We start from the raw sequence: 15,176 nt of genomic DNA, 5'->3' as shown, positions 1-15,176 counted from the left end.
TTGATTCGTACCGCGTCTCGAAGTAATTTGAAGATGCAAAAAAGGGTTACATCGAGCGCTATCGTTTGTTTGTACCCAAGGAATTTCGGTCTTGTTGATTGCCGTCAGCAGGACCGTTTTTCTTTGGAAGAGACGTAACTAGACCGTCATGCATCCTCCTTCAGAATTTCTTCTTCAAACTCATCCATCAGATCCGGCAGGCGGCGCTTCAAAAACGCGGCAAGTTCAGGCTGCTTTTTCGCATCCACCTGAAAGCTCAGCGCATTCGGACCATCCTTCATCAGGATCTGCTTGTCGCCAATCCAGCTTTTAGCGGCTGTGGCGATAGAACCAGTTGTGATTGCTGCCGTTGTCTCGGCAGACTTGCAGGCAGACAGGATCGCGCTGAAGCGCTCGTCACTTGCAGAAAGCTCAAAATCGGCGCTGATCATCACGGCATCAACGCGGGCCTTGAACGGATCAGGCAACTGGCCGTGATTGAAATGACCAGCAAGCTCTTCCCATCTTGGACGCCCGATCTTTGGCGCAGGGCCAATCTCGCGGACAAATTCTTCTGGCAGCGCATTCATCAGCTTGAGCAGCTTGGATACGGTGGTCGCGTCCTTACCAATCGCCTTGGAAATGACCGTCTGCGGGAATGTCTTTGCCAGACGAGAGGCAAACAACGCTGTCTCGATGAAAGACAGGTTCTTCCGCTCATGGTTTTCCTGACCCTGAGCAATCAGAAGGGCTTCATCGGAAAGCTCTTTGATGATCCCGCGAACCGAGATGCCAAGGTCTTTACAGGCGCGCCAACGACGGTGACCAAATGCGATCTGATAACGATCCGGCAGGTCCGGATGCGGGCGCACCAGAATAGGCACCTGCTGGCCGCTGGCAGAGATGGAGGCCTTGAGCTTCTCAAAATCCTCATCATTGGCCACGACCATACGGTCAGACACAAAGGATGGGTCAAGGTCTTCCGTGTTCAGCTCATGCGCGACACTGCCGTCCTCGATCATCTGGCGCAGCTTTTCGTTTTCCTTCTCCACGTTGGAGAAGGTGTTGCGCATAGACTTGATCGCCCCCGGAGAGACGCGTTGCTTCGTTGTCGCCGTCATGGACGGGGCAGGGCCGGGCGATTTCGCCAACTCAGCCGGATCAACACCGCCAAACATGGCACGCATCTTCTTGGAACGATCAGTTGCCTTGTTCATGGACGACCCCATACCTGTTTGATCAGTTGGAACACTTCCGTATTGGCTGCATCGACCGATTCAAGAGCACGATTGAGGGTATCGCGGGTCATGTTTCCGCGCTCAACCTCGTAAAGGCTCTTTTTTTCCAGTCCCGCATTGGCAATCGCTGTAGTCTCCACAATGGACGCCGCCAACACATCCTCACCAAAAAGACCTCGCAGAAGCGCTGCAACGTTCACCTGCGGCACATCATGAGGTGTATGGCGTGTTAGCAGGTAACGCACGAAATCGTGGCTCAGGGTGCCGCCAGCCTCTTCAATCACCGCCAGCAGTTCTGAGGTCATGGAGAGGAACTGGTTCATGGATGACACGTCCAGCATGGCCGGATGCACGGTGATGACAATTCCGGTTGCTGCATAGAGCGCGCCAAGGGTGAGATACCCCAGCTGTGGCGGCGCATCGATAAGCACAACATCATAATCATCTTCCACCTCCTTCAGGACGGTCGCCATGCGGCGGAAGAACATGCCATCGCCGCGCGAAAGCCCCTGAGCAATTGCCTGCGGGGTTTCGTGCTCATATTCCATCAGTTCCAGGTTACCGGGGACAAGATCGAGCCCATCAAAGTAAGTTTTGCGGATAACATGGCTGAGTGGAACGCGCTCCTCGTCGTCATAACGGATCGCGGCATAAAGCGTCTGGTTCTCGTCAACATCGAACTCTGGCTGATACCCGAACATGGCAGACAAGGAGGCCTGCGGATCAAGGTCGATGGCGAGCACACGCAGGCCCTGAAGCGCAAGATAGTGCGCTAAATGGACGGTTGTGGTGGTCTTTGCAGAGCCGCCTTTGAAGTTGGCGACGGCCAGAACCTGCATCTTCTCGCCATGACGGCGGCGCGGGTCCAGACGCAGGGCATCTGCAGGGCGTTTTTCAGCCAGATAACGACGTAATTCGTTGATCTGAGGAAGGGTATAAATGCGTCTGCCGTTATCCAGCCTTTCGGGGATAACTGCTTCGCCGTTGAGTGAAAGCTGGCGCAAACTGGATTCGGCAACGCCGAGCAGGCCTGCAACCTCGCGCGAAGAAAACGTCTTCAGCTTCTTCATAGCTTCAGGCGGATACATCTTCTCCCTTAAGGATTGCAGTTGCCGTGACAACAAGTCAGAATGGCGTGCAATCTTCTCAGCAGAAGTTTCATCATGTTCAGCAGCGAGCAGCATATTGCCTCTTAACCTCTATGACGGTTTTGAAGTTCAGAGCGAAAATAATCCGTCACAGCGCATCCTTCTCCGTTTCAAAACGCGCGTCAATATCTTTATAGTTAACGAGTATTAACCAATATTAAGAGATCGTTAAGGTTCTTTCCGCTTTGCTTGTACTGTGAAACCGGAGAATTACCAGATATTGCGTAAACCACCGATTTTACAGCAACATTTCCATAATAAGACAGAACAATCTTATTAAGAAACGTCACTTTCGCCAAGCCAACAAAAAAAACCAGGACATGACGGTTTATGTGCAAAAATCGATGAAATACCGATTTGACAGTTCGAACCTTCCTCTCAACCGGCAGTGTACACGTGAATCAGTCATAGATTCGCACTGAGTCGTAAAGCACCCAAGTACACGCAAAAACCTAAACCATTAGAGCTTTCCCAACTTCCGCAAGGCTTTGGCGAGAACCTGTCTTGTATGGTCCGGCCCAATCGGTTTCGTCCTGTTTTGTCCTGACTTCCAACTGATCTTGGGGGGCCTGTGGTTTCCGCTGTCAAACTTCATCTTTATCGTGTGTCCAGTTCAAGCAATGAAGTGGTCTTCTCCAAAGGTGCCCTTCAAAAAATCGGTGCCACAGCCGGTGAACACCTGTCCTTCAAGATAGGTGCCTGTCACCGATTTTCTGCCAAAACGGCAATCAACACCGAGCGCAGGTCAGCCCTTGGCCTGCCAGCAGATGTGTTTGACGAACTCGGCCTTGCACTTATTGACGGCCTTCACGTTAAGCGGGACGGGGACACCATCCACATCGGCCCGACCATTGGCATCATGGGAGCAGGCAAGTTTGATCCTGAGCGCCGCCACCAGCAGGACATGCTGACATACGCGCAAACCTGCGGCTACATCGCCTTTCTGTTTTCGCCTGAAGATTACAACTGGGCGACAAACACAATCACCGGGGAGACCATGCCTGGCCACCGGCAGCCCGGTCTGCCCCTGCCCACCGCCATTTATAATCGCATTCACACCCGCGACGAAGAGCACAAACTACGTGTGGAAGCGGTGAAGAACCGGATGCGCGCACTGGGCTCTCACATCTACAATCCCGGCTTCTTTGATAAATGGGAGGTGCATGAGCACCTGATGTACGGGCAAAAGCTGCGCAAGTATCTGCCCGAAACCCACCGAGCACCGGCACCACCGCTTTTAAAGAAGATCCTGGACCGCCATCACTCCGCTTATCTCAAACCCGTCGACGGGCGAGGGGGCAAACTGCTGATGCGCTTGTCCAGGCGCGATAAAGGCTACCGCTTGCAATGGTTGACCGACCTATCCTGCCCGCATGCGGATTTCATGCAGCTGGAAGACGCGTTTGAGTTCGCCTTCAGTCATACGTCACTGGACCAGTATCTGGTGCAGCAAAGTCTCGACTTTTCTTCGTTCGATGGCCGGTCTGTCGATTGTCGCGTTCAGATGCAAAAGGACATGAGCGGCACATGGCGCTGCTTAATGATCGGCCCAAGGGTCTGCGCGCACGGTTGTATCTCCTCTCACTTCAGCCAGGGCGCGGATGTGATTGATCCGGATGATTACTTCACCAACGCGTTTGGCAAGAAGGCCGAGGCGGTAAAAGCGGCTGTTGAGGAGTGCGGTTTTGCCATTGCCCATCGTATGGACGACTATCACACCTCTCCAATCGGGGAACTGGGACTGGATATAGGTGTCGACAAAACAGGTTGTCCGAAGCTTCTCGAGATCAACGCCAAGCCCGGACGCATGATCTTTCTCGATCCGCGCCACGCAGAAGCAAGAGTGACAACGCTGGAGGCCAGCATCGATTATGGTGCGTTTCTTTCCGGCTTTGGCGACGAGCCTGAGTGACAAGCGGCAAAACATATAGATGTCAGGAAGGTCTTAGCGCTCCGGTTACTTTGATTGCTGTTAGGCCTGTCAGGCTCTCACGTGTTGAGCAAAAACATACGGCATCTGTACTAAAACAACTCTTTGAGCATCTACGCGAGCAAGATCACGACGAGAGTTCAGTCGCATCTGGAGGTCACTGTGGCGCGGAAACTAAATGAATCCTCAGCAGTCATCGTCGGAGGCACATCCGGCATCGGATTTGCTTCTGCCAAAACACTCCTCCAATCCGGTCTTCAAAAACTCACCATTTGCGCACGGGACGTCACCAAGGGCCGCAATGCACTGAGCAAACTTGCAGCAGAATTTCCCGGTGCCTATCTGCATTTTGTCCAATGCGACGCTTCAGACCCCGGCCATACAGAAACCGCCATTACCCATGCGGAACTGGCCATGGGGCGAATCGATGTGCTGGTTAGTACCGGTGGTGGAGGGGTCATCCCCAGACCATTGCATGAGCTGAAACTGCAAGAGCTCATGCCCACAATCACCTCGCTCATGAGCAGTATTCTGCACCCAATTCATGCGGTTTATCCGGTCATGACGAAGCAACGCTGCGGTTCAATTATTTGTTTAACCTCGGATGTTTCCATAATCCCGACCTTTGGCAGCACAGCCGTCGGGTCTGCAACAGCAGGCATCTCCATGTTCTGCCGTGCCCTAGCGGTAGAAGCCAAACAGCATTGCATCCGTGTCAATTGTGTCAGCCCAAGTGTTGTACGTGGAACCCCTCTTTATGATAAGCTTCAAAGAGATCCTTTTGCTGCAAGCCTCATCTCAAAAGTCGAGCAGAACGCTCATCTGGGCGTCATCAAGCCCGACGAAGTAGCCGAAGCGATCAACTTCCTCGCCGGTCCGGGCTCTGCTAAAATAACAGGACAAATCATTAGCGTTTCCGGAGGAGGTACACCGATTTAGATTTTACAGGTCACCAGTCCTATGGAAAGTTTAGTACGCACTTTTACCCTTTCTGAAATGAGCGAAACCCCCGATTTCATTCCCACCATTGCCCATCGCATCTGGCAGACCTGGTGGCGAGACAAAGGCGTTTTGCAAGACGAGATCGAAGTCAAAGTCCGCGCAGCTCTTTGTCCTGAAGCTGTCCCCACCGCCTTTGTTGCCCACCACGACGGAACATACCTTGGCAGCGCATTGCTGATTGAAAGCGACTTTGCCGCCCGTCCTCAACTGACACCATGGGTCGCCGCCGTGTGGACCGAAGAAGTTCATCGCCGCGAAGGTATTGGCACAGCCCTTGTTGCACGTATGGCCCAACTGGCGTTTGAAAACGGGTACTCACGTGTGTATCTGTGCGCCTCAGACGACAACACCCCGTTCTATGAGAAAATGGGCTGGCGCGTGCTTGAGTATCACGTCAAACAGTTGAACGTGCTGGCGCTGGATAAACCTGCCTCATCATAAACTGGGTGGGTGTGACACCAAGGCGTTTTTTGAAGGTCGAGCTCATATGTGCGTGGGAAGAAAACCCGCAGGCATAAGCAACCTGGCTGAGAGTGCTGTGTGGTGCGCCAAGAAGTTTGCGCGCCCGCGCCACGCGTCGCTCCACCACATAATCGTGGGGCGTTTTGCCAGTGGCGCCTTTGAACGCACGGTTGAAAAAGCCCGCTGACAGGTCCACACATGCTGCCAGATCAGACATGGACATCTGCCGGGCAAGGTGATCTTCGACAAACTCTTCCACCCGTTTCAGCCGCGTGTCTGTCATAGACGCTGCGGATGGAGGATCTTCATAGACGCCTACCTAAACTTGCTCCACCACATCCAGCAGAGCATAGAGCTGAGCTTCTATCGCTAAGGTGTCCTTAGGATTTGCTGAAAGAAGTGCCTTGCGAAGATGAAAAGCAGCTTTGATCGCATCAGGCGAGATGGCATGGTTGAAGCGCATCTGCTCTCCGCGATCAGGCAGGAGTTCAGCTGGTACCGTAAAAGTCAGATACTCTCCACCGCGCTCGCTCTCCGAGGTGACATCGCATCCCCTCGGCACAAAGGCGAGGCTGTTGGGCCGGGTCCAGAAATCAACCCGGCGATCGCTGTCAAAAGAATGCGCCCCGCGCTGGCTTTCAAACGCAAACCCGATTGAGGCCCGAGCCGCCGTGTAGGCAACAGCATAGGCACTGCTTGGCAACAGTTGCAGCTTCCACTTGTTGATAATGTCCCGCGCTGAACTCATAGCCTCAGTTACTTCAAAAGGTTCTTCTGATTTCCGACGCCCTATCTATAGGCCGACTAACCCACGGCAAACAAGGGGACATTCGCCAAAGGCGTTTAGGTCAGTATTTTGAAAGCCATCATCAGCGTCAGGTTTTAAGCTCATGGCAAAGTGTTTTTAACTGCCAAAAGGAAATCGAATGCCGCTGTTTTCACTAGAGGATCTGGAAGCTGCCCACACCACGGTTAAGCAGTTTGTCCCTGAAACCCCGTGTTATGCATGGCCATTGCTGAAGGAACGTAGTGGTGTTGATGTTTTCGTGAAGCATGAAAACCATACACCAACAGGCTCGTTCAAGGCTCGTGGCGGGTTCACCTATGTGGATGCTTTGATGAAGTCTGCGCAAAAGCCCACCGGGCTGGTGACGGCGACGCGTGGCAATCATGGTCAATCCGTTGCTCTTGGCGCGAGCCGAAATGGTGTTCCCTCTTATATTGTTGTGCCCGAAGGCAACTCACTGGAAAAGAACGCTGCTATGCGCGCGTTTGGGGCCAATGTGATCATTGCAGGCAAGGACTTTGATGAAAGCCGCGTGGTTGCACAGCAACTGCAGGAAAAGCACGGCTATCACATGGTGCCTCCGTTCCACGAGAACATCGTCAAAGGTGTCTCCACCTATGCGCTGGAGCTGTACCGTGCGGTTGCTGATCTGGATGTGGTTTATGTCCCGATTGGCATGGGCTCCGGCATTTGCAGCCTCATCACGGTTCGCGATCTGCTCGGCCTGAAAACCAAGATCATTGGCGTGACCGCTGAAAACGCCGCTGCCTTTGCACTGTCCTTTAAAGCTGGCAAGGCAATCCAGACAGATACAGCCAACACCTTCGCAGATGGGATGGCCTGCCGCGATCCGCAGGCACAGCCGCTTGAGATCATCCTGAAAGGCGCGGAAGATGTGGTCAGCGTAAGCGAGGCGCAGATTGCTGAAGCGATGGCGGCCTACTACAAAGACACCCACAATCTGGCAGAAGGGGCAGGGGCAGCACCACTAGCAGGCCTAATGGCGAACAAACATAATTTGCAGGGCAAACGGGCAGGCGTGATCCTGACTGGTGGCAATATTGACCTGACCACCTTCCTGAGTGTGATGAACACCCACTTACAGGCAACTGGTGAACTTGCACCAGCCTAACAAAAAAGGCCGCAGAGACGTGTTTGTTCTCTCCGGCCTTTTTGATGAGTTAAGCCTGATCTTGCTGAGGTTTGAGCTCCGGCTCTTCCTCTTCAACTGGCGTGTCAAACGACAAGAACCGTTTGTTTGCCCAGGCAATACCAACCAGTGTTAGTCCAAGACCAATGAACGATGTTGCGCGGGCAAGACCATACAGACCCGACATGTCGATGAAGAACACTTTCAGGCAGGTGATGATGATGAACGCCAGTCCTGCCTGCCCAACCCGTTTACGTTGCTTCACTGAGGCAAAGGCGATCAGCCCAACTGAGAAGATCAGCATCGCGACGGTGTAGCTGTAGAGTTCCTCCAGAACCACACCAGGCGCTGTCAACACAGGCCCCTGCCAGAAGGCGCGGATTTCCAACCCGACAAACATAACCAGCAAGACGCCCGCCAGACCGCGTGTCGCGTTTTGCAGGTAAGCCTCACGGGTCCAGAAGCGCTCAGTTGCCAGCAGCAATGCCAGAGCCGGATACAGATAGGCGATGGACAGGCTATCAATCGGGAAGTAGCCGAAGACATGGTCCCGAGCCAGTGGGTTGGCCAAAATCGCAACCAGACAGTTCAACACTGCAATGGCCCAGTACCAATGGAATAGCCCTCGTCTCAACTTGGCGAAGGAATTTGAGAAACTCATCCGCTTCAGCTGAACGGAAACTTGAACTGCCAGAACAAAGGCATAGGACCCATGCATCACATACATGGGCATGTCGCCCTGATCGCGGTAGAACACCTGAAGCAAGGCGCAGAAGAACAGGGATAGAGCTGCCCAGACAGTCGTTTCAAACACAACTGCTTCGCTCTCATCCCCGCGCTGCTGGCCGCGCCACCAGCCAAGCGCGCTGAGCGCGAGCACAGGCAGGAACAGCAGCGAAATGTCTCCGTACCCCGCTTCGCCAAATCCGTCGATGTAACGCTGCGTGGTGAAGAAGACCATGCCACTCAGGTAAGCAAAGAATGCCTTTCGCGCTCTGCTAAGCCCGAACAGATCTGAGATTTCAAGAACCGCAACGGCTCCGATCATGAGAACCATCGGAAGCGTGATCTCGCCAAAGAAGTAGTAGGCAAATGGTAGGAATAGCAGGAAGGCAAGGGCAGCACTGCCCTCAGTTCCAAACTCAAACTTATGTGCTGACTTGCGGAGGTAGACCGCCACGCAAACTTGCAGAGCAAGCGCAAACAGATAGCCAAAGGCTCCGATAGCGCTCAGCAGCTCTGGCGCGTGCAGGGCCGTGTAGATAAAATAGATCCCCGCACCAAGACCTGGCAAGGCGACGGCAGACCAGTTCCAGAACCACGCACGCGTGGAGGTTTGGCCACGCAGCAAACTGCCTCCTGTCACCGTTGTGATCGTAACAGCCAAAGTGGCAAGATAGAACAGCTGATCGTCTGGCACAGATTGCCAGGCCAGCGCCTTCGGCATCCACATCATCAACGCAAAGCCTGCAAGCAGTGCTGGTCCAATCAGGTCAAGGCTTTCCGCTTTACTCAAAAAGAACACATAGGCGACCAGCAAACCGGCAAACATCAGCGTCATTGGCCGTGCCAGACCCATGTCTTCACCCGCAAAGAACAACCCGGTCAGCAGCACGAGACCTGTCACGGCGTAGCTTAGCAAAGCTGGATAGGTCTTCTTGTAGTTCCAAAACGCGTTGTCCAAAGGCCAACAGGAGATCGCTGACTTCGGCGGAAAACCAAAGGCAGGCACCGTAATTGTCAGCGCAAGAATTGCGGCCAGCATGAGCGGTGTCAGTTGTTGCTCCGGCATCTGGATCTGCAACAGGAATACCCAGACGAAAACGGAAAGGACGCTGAGTGTGGAGAGCCAGATCCAGCGCTGCAAGCGTTCAACCGCAAAACTTGTTGCCAGCACCATCGCAAAATAGAGATAGAGCAAGGCGGACGGTTCTGACCCGCCCACCAGCAGCGGGGAGTAATAGGCACCGAGAATACCAATGGTCGCGAGCACTGGGCCATAAAGAAGGCCACCGCCAATCGCGAGCCATGACACAAGCGCCAATCCGATGAAGGTGGTCGTTGGGCCAATCAACCCATAAAGCGAATAAGCACCCACTGTGGCGCCAAACAGAGACGCAAGACCACCACTGGCTGCCGCAACTAGCGGGCCGAACGGATCGACATGCGCCTCTTTCTGTCGGAAGCGGAAGAACTCGGAGCCAGCAATCAGCAGGACACCAAAGGCCAGCGCACAGCTGATGCGCATGGCTGGTGAGAGGACGCCGTTCTCAATTCCGTATTGAACAAAGAAGATACCGCCGAAAGCAAGCGACAGCGCACCCAGCCAAACAACCCAGTTTTTGCGAACATTGTCGATGATACTGCGGGCAACCCCGGTAAACCACGCTTCAATCGGATCAGCCTTTGGCTGAGGTGGCGCAGATTGATGCGAGCCTGCCTTCCGCTCAGAATTTGAAGCGCCTTTCTTGGCATTTTTCTGAGCAAGCGTTTCACTGGCAGTTGATCTGTTCTGCTCTTCAGGCTTCGTTTCGTCATAGGCAGCAGCCCACTGATAAGCTAAAGCAGCGTGTTTTGCTGCCTCCCGTTTCCTGTCGCCGTTGAATTCTTCTTGGGAGGTCAGTCCGTCTGTAATAGGCGTTTTTGCTGGTTTGTTCTCTTCATTTTGCGCATCCACAGGTCTCATCCATGGCTTCTTCGCATAAGATGGCACAGTGGATTCACGAGGCGTCGCTGGCTTTTCGGCACCAGTTGGAGCTGTTCGAGCAGTCGCCGCATTCGGAGGCTGACCCTGCAACTCAGCCATGCTCTTGTGCAGCTCTTTCATCTGCGCATTCAAAAACGTGAGTTTGAGCGCGATATCTGAGAGGCGGTTGTAAAATGCGAATGCCACACCAAGAAAAAGGGCGACGGCAACAATAATTATGAGTTCCATGAAAACCTGAGGAAGCAAGACTTAAAGAAAAAAGACTGCGGCAAACCTACACGCATTGACCGTTAAGAGCCACGACAATTTTTCCTGTGCCTGACCTGCAGCAGTCTCAGCTGGCCTCAGAAGCTTCAAACAAAAAACAGAGGACACCGCCGCATCCTCTGCTTTCAAATTGTACTGTTGGGGGAATGGTACAATCAGCCCCTAAAGGCCAAGCTGTTCCTTTAGTCCGCCGATGAATGTTGCATCATCCAATGCTTTGCGGTTGTCGAGAAACTGGACGGCGTCCGCGCCCGCACGATAGCGCAGGGTATCGGTGCCGTCCGTGACAGCGGTATAGATGACGTCTGCCACAACGCTTGGTGCGGAAGGCTGCATGCCTCCGTTCATGGCTCCAAACAGCGCTTGCACAACACCCTGGTATTCCGTCATGCTCTCGTCATTGGTGAAGTCGAAAGAACGACCGGCGAAATCGGTGCTGATCATTCCGGGTTCAACAATCTTCATCTTGATGTCAGCAGCCTCCAGTTCAAAGTGAAGCGCCTCTGAAATGCCTTCAACCGCAAACTTCGTGCCGTGATACAGCGCGCCGAGCGGGAAGGTCATCTGGCCGCCGATGGACGAAATGTTCACAATCGTACCGGATTTGTTGGCGCGAAGGTGGGGCAGGACACCTTTTGTCACGGCAATCAGGCCGATGACGTTGGTTTCAAACTGGCGGCGTACTTTCTCCATGGAAAAGGCCTCCAGCGGGCCATAAGCGCCATACCCGGCGTTGTTGAGCAGCACGTCAATTTTGCCAAAGCGCGCGATGCCCTCAGCAACAGCCGTTTCAATGGAAGCTTCATCCGTCACATCCAGACGGGTCACAAGAGTATTATCAAGCTGCGTCAGCTCCTCTTCTTTTTCGGGCTGGCGCATGGTTGCAATCACGTTCCAGCCTTTGTCGTGAAAGGACTGTGCGGTGACCTTGCCAATGCCAGAGGACGCGCCTGTGATGAGAATAGTGTTGGACATGAGAAACTCCTGAAACCTTACGCGAGATATCTTCCTTGGAAACTCGCTTGTTATTCTTCGTCTCTGTCAAACTAGGGATGCGGTTGGATCGGTTCAAAGCCAAATCGCGCCAAATGACTCGCAGATGACGCCAAACTTAAATCTGTCAGGGTGCAGAACGAGAATGGACGGGATACAGGGCAAAACATGAGGCCGGAACCACCAAGATCGGTACAACTGCTGAGGGCTGTTCGACCAATTACCAGCGGGCTGCGTTAACGGGTCGCAACTCCATTCCTGCTATTACAGGCTACAAAAAGCCACAGAGAAGTGGGTATTCTGGCTTAGCTGATTGGCAATGTCCTGAGGGGCAAAAGAACAGACGAGATTTCTGCCACTGCCGCTGCCAGTATTTTGGAGCCGATTATGCAGAACGGACTGGAACACAGCACAACAACGCGTGAGCTTCCTGTCTCCCAGCAACCGGAGGTCGACTATGTGCGCGTCCGCTTTGCCGGAGACTCGGGCGACGGCATTCAGATGACGGGCACGCGGCTGGCTGAAAGTGCTGCCAGATTTGGCAATGACATTGCAACCTTCCCGGATTTTCCGGCGGATATACGCGCACCAAGCGGTACGATCTACGGTGTCTCAGCCTATTCCCTCAACATCGGCCACACCGAAGTGGACACGTTTGGTGATGAAACCGACGCGTTGGTGGCGCTGAACCCGGCAGCCCTGCGCAAGTATCTGGAAGGTGTGAAGCAGAACGGTCTGTTGATCATCGATATGGATGCCTTTACCGAGCGCGCCATCACCAAAGCAGGTTTTTCCGCCAATCCGCTAGAAGATGGGTCGCTCTCCAGCTTCCGCGTGCTGCCGCTGGAGATCACCAGCAACACAGAAAAGGCACTGAAGGAAACGGGCCTGTCCGCCAAGGATGCGCGGCGCAGTAAGAACATGTGGACCCTTGGTCTGGTCCTGTGGCTGTTCGAGCGCTCTACTGCAGATGTTGAGCATTGGATCGAGCAGAAGTTCCACAAAAAGCCCGATGTGGCCAAAGCCAACATCATGGCATTGCAGGCAGGTCATCTTTACGGAGAAGTCACCGATCTGCCGCCGGATGTGTCCCGCTACCGCATTCAACCAGCCCCATTGATGGAAGGCGAGTACCGCTCCATCAATGGCAATGAAGGCATGGCCTATGGCCTTTATGCTGGCGCCACCCTTGCTGATCTTGAGCTGTTTTACGGCTCCTACCCAATCACGCCAGCCTCTCCGCTGCTGCACACAGTGGCAAAGTTGAAGGAGCTGGGTGCGATTTCGTTTCAGGCGGAAGATGAAATTGCCGCCATCTGCGCTGCCATCGGAGCATCCTACGCCGGACATCTGGGCGTCACGGGCTCTTCTGGTCCCGGCATTGCGTTGAAGACGGAAGCCATCGGCCTTGCTATCATGACAGAGCTGCCTCTGGTAATTGTCAACGTCCAGCGCGGCGGTCCTTCCACTGGCCTGCCAACCAAGACGGAGCAGTCCGATCTGTTTCAGGCCATCTGGGGCCGCAACGGGGATGCACCGCTGCCTGTCATCGCACCAGCCCATCCGGGTGAATGCTTTGACATGGGCGTGGAAGCAGCCAAGCTCGCGACCAGACACATGACACCGCTCATGGTGCTTTCTGATGGCTACATAGCCAATGCCAGTGCCCCATGGAAACTGCCGGACTTCAGTGATCCAGCCTATGCTCCATTCCCGGTCAAGAAAGCCACAGATCCAGAGGGTTTCCTGCCCTATGATCACGATCCCGACACCATGGCCCGCCCATGGGCTGTCCCGGGCACTGCTGACCTGATGCACCGCATTGGCGGACTGGAGAAGCAGGCAGGCAGTGGCAACATCTCGTATGACGGCGAAAACCACCAGCTCATGACCCAGATCCGGGCGCAGAAGCTGGAGGCAATTGCCAAGAGCATTCCGCCGCAGCATGTGGAATCCGGAGAGGCCACCGGCAAACTGGCTTTGCTTGGCTGGGGCTCCAGCTGGGGGCCAATCCGCGTGGCGGCCCGCCGTGCAGAACTGGAAGGCAAGTCCGTCTCCCACATTCACCTGCGCCACCTCTGGCCTTTGCCGCCCAATCTGGAGGAGCTGCTCTCGGGGTTTGATCGGGTGATCATTCCAGAAATGAACAACGGCCAACTGGCAACAGTGCTGCGCAGCCAGATGGATGTTCCGGTTGAGAGCGTTTCCTGCGTGAAGGGACGTCCATTCCTCGTCCGCGAAATCGCCAAAATCATTGAGGACGCGCTGGGAGCTTCATCATGACTGACCTGAAACCAAAAGATTTCGCCAGTTCTCTCGATGTTCGCTGGTGCCCGGGCTGCGGTGATTACGCAGTTTTGAAAAGCCTGCACAAGATGCTGGCAGACACAGGCGCCAAGCTGGAAGACACCCTGTGCGTTTCCGGCATCGGCTGCTCCTCCCGCCTGCCATACTACATGGCAACCTATGGCTTCCACACGATCCATGGCCGCGCACCTGCCATTGCGTCGGGTGCAAAGCTTGCTAATCCTGAGCTGGATGTGTGGGTGTTCACGGGTGATGGTGACGGCCTGTCCATCGGCGGCAACCATCTGCTCCACGCTCTGCGCCGAAATCTCGATATGCAGATCGTGCTGTTTAACAATCAGATTTACGGCCTGACCAAAGGCCAGTACTCGCCAACCTCGCAAAAGGGCATGCGCACGCCGAGTTCTCCGGGCGGTACAGTGGAAATGCCACTCAACCCGGCTCGCTTTGCCATTGGGGCAGGCTCCAAGTTCATCGCTCGCAGCATTGACACACAGGCCAAAGTGCTTGGCCCCATTTTGCAAGAGGCACGCGACTTTGACGGCACCGCCTTCGTGGAAGTGCTGCAGAATTGCGTGATCTTCAACGACGGTGTGTTTGATCACCTGAAGGATAAGAAGCAAGGGCCAGACCACACTATCGTGGTGGAACATGGTCAGCCCATGGTGTTCGGCGTCAACAAAGACAAAGGCATCCGCGTAAAACCCGGCGGCTTTGGACTGGATATCGTTTCACTGGAAGAGGACGGCCTGACCGAAGCAGACCTGTTGGTCCATGACGAAACCAACCACGCATTGGCCGTTGCATTGGCTGAGCTGGGAGAGAAAGACGGCGAACCAACCGTCCTCGGCATCCTGTTTCGCGAACAAGCCACCGAATTCGGCACCGCCAGCCGCATCGGCCTGCCAGAAAAGCCCCTGAGCATGAACGAAAAACTCGGCCGCCTTTCTGCAACCCTGCGCGCATCAGAAACATGGGATGTGGGCGAAGACGCTGCTTAATTCCAACCATTGCTCACTCGCCAGAACCTGACAAGCCTTGCTTCGGGTTCTGGTGAGCCGGTTTATCTTAAAACGATCATTCCAAACCCCATCATCCTCTGATCAGCCCTTGAAGCTTATGCCTTGCGAAGTCCCAAGCAATTAAGGAGTATGGTCTCACTGTCATCATTGGGGGGAGTTACTATGGAGAAAGTTACGGGAATTG

General features: G+C 54.3%; 12 protein-coding genes. 6 read left to right on the top strand and 6 right to left on the bottom strand.

Going from position 1 to position 15,176, the window contains the following annotated elements:
• Positions 1-146 precede the first annotated feature (146 nt).
• Together repB and repA are read right to left on the bottom strand one after the other, a co-directional pair.
• Positions 147-1,196, bottom strand: coding sequence for a plasmid partitioning protein RepB (gene repB, locus PsAD37_RS09790; RefSeq protein WP_063293478.1), 1,050 nt, complete (start codon positions 1,194-1,196; stop codon positions 147-149).
• On the bottom strand, positions 1,193-2,401 hold the full coding sequence (gene repA / locus PsAD37_RS09785) for a plasmid partitioning protein RepA (RefSeq protein ID WP_057462928.1): 1,209 nt from the start codon (positions 2,399-2,401) through the stop codon (positions 1,193-1,195). Before repA ends, repB begins: the two co-directional genes overlap by 4 nt.
• Positions 2,402-2,936: 535 nt before the next feature.
• On the opposite strand from repA, the gene PsAD37_RS09780 reads away from it, so the two are divergent.
• From PsAD37_RS09780 to PsAD37_RS09770, 3 genes are all read left to right on the top strand, one after another.
• Positions 2,937-4,277, top strand: coding sequence for a YheC/YheD family protein (locus PsAD37_RS09780; RefSeq protein WP_063295992.1), 1,341 nt, complete (start codon positions 2,937-2,939; stop codon positions 4,275-4,277).
• A 180-nt stretch (positions 4,278-4,457) separates the two neighbouring features.
• Entirely contained in the window at positions 4,458-5,234 is a 777-nt protein-coding gene (locus PsAD37_RS09775) for an SDR family NAD(P)-dependent oxidoreductase (RefSeq protein WP_063295991.1), read from the top strand.
• A 21-nt stretch (positions 5,235-5,255) separates the two neighbouring features.
• The gene (locus PsAD37_RS09770) at positions 5,256-5,738 is read left to right on the top strand and encodes a GNAT family N-acetyltransferase (RefSeq protein WP_063295990.1); all 483 of its coding nucleotides are present in this window, start codon (positions 5,256-5,258) and stop codon (positions 5,736-5,738) included.
• Here the strand turns inward: PsAD37_RS09770 and PsAD37_RS28710 are convergent.
• Entirely contained in the window at positions 5,692-6,042 is a 351-nt protein-coding gene (locus PsAD37_RS28710) for a helix-turn-helix domain-containing protein (RefSeq protein WP_208991804.1), read from the bottom strand. The genes PsAD37_RS09770 and PsAD37_RS28710 overlap by 47 nt on opposite strands.
• A gap of 36 nt (positions 6,043-6,078) precedes the next feature.
• Positions 6,079-6,507 carry a hypothetical protein gene (locus PsAD37_RS28705; protein WP_208991803.1) on the bottom strand — a complete coding sequence of 143 codons (429 nt, stop codon included), beginning with the start codon at positions 6,505-6,507 and terminating at the stop codon, positions 6,079-6,081.
• A 178-nt stretch (positions 6,508-6,685) separates the two neighbouring features.
• Between PsAD37_RS28705 and PsAD37_RS09760 the strand changes: the two genes are divergently transcribed.
• The gene (locus PsAD37_RS09760; protein WP_063295989.1) at positions 6,686-7,678 is read left to right on the top strand and encodes a threonine dehydratase; all 993 of its coding nucleotides are present in this window, start codon (positions 6,686-6,688) and stop codon (positions 7,676-7,678) included.
• 49 nt (positions 7,679-7,727) lie between these two features.
• Here the strand turns inward: PsAD37_RS09760 and PsAD37_RS09755 are convergent, their stop codons facing one another.
• The gene (locus PsAD37_RS09755) at positions 7,728-10,631 is read right to left on the bottom strand and encodes a DUF2339 domain-containing protein (protein WP_063295988.1); all 2,904 of its coding nucleotides are present in this window, start codon (positions 10,629-10,631) and stop codon (positions 7,728-7,730) included.
• A 201-nt stretch (positions 10,632-10,832) separates the two neighbouring features.
• The gene (locus tag PsAD37_RS09750; protein WP_063295987.1) at positions 10,833-11,645 is read right to left on the bottom strand and encodes an SDR family oxidoreductase; all 813 of its coding nucleotides are present in this window, start codon (positions 11,643-11,645) and stop codon (positions 10,833-10,835) included.
• Positions 11,646-12,050: 405 nt separating this feature from the next.
• On the opposite strand from PsAD37_RS09750, the gene PsAD37_RS09745 reads away from it, so the two are divergent.
• Together PsAD37_RS09745 and PsAD37_RS09740 are read left to right on the top strand one after the other, a co-directional pair.
• Positions 12,051-13,946 (top strand): 2-oxoacid:acceptor oxidoreductase subunit alpha, encoded by a 1,896-nt coding sequence (locus PsAD37_RS09745; RefSeq protein WP_063295986.1) that lies wholly within the window; start codon positions 12,051-12,053, stop codon positions 13,944-13,946.
• Positions 13,943-14,971, top strand: coding sequence for a 2-oxoacid:ferredoxin oxidoreductase subunit beta (locus PsAD37_RS09740; RefSeq protein ID WP_063295985.1), 1,029 nt, complete (start codon positions 13,943-13,945; stop codon positions 14,969-14,971). The genes PsAD37_RS09745 and PsAD37_RS09740 overlap by 4 nt, the downstream gene beginning before the upstream one ends.
• Positions 14,972-15,176 lie beyond the last annotated feature (205 nt).

Origin of the sequence: Pseudovibrio sp. Ad37, from assembly GCF_001623075.1 — a bacterium.
Taxonomy (GTDB): domain Bacteria; phylum Pseudomonadota; class Alphaproteobacteria; order Rhizobiales; family Stappiaceae; genus Pseudovibrio.
This window is presented reverse-complemented; position numbering and strand designations above follow the sequence as displayed.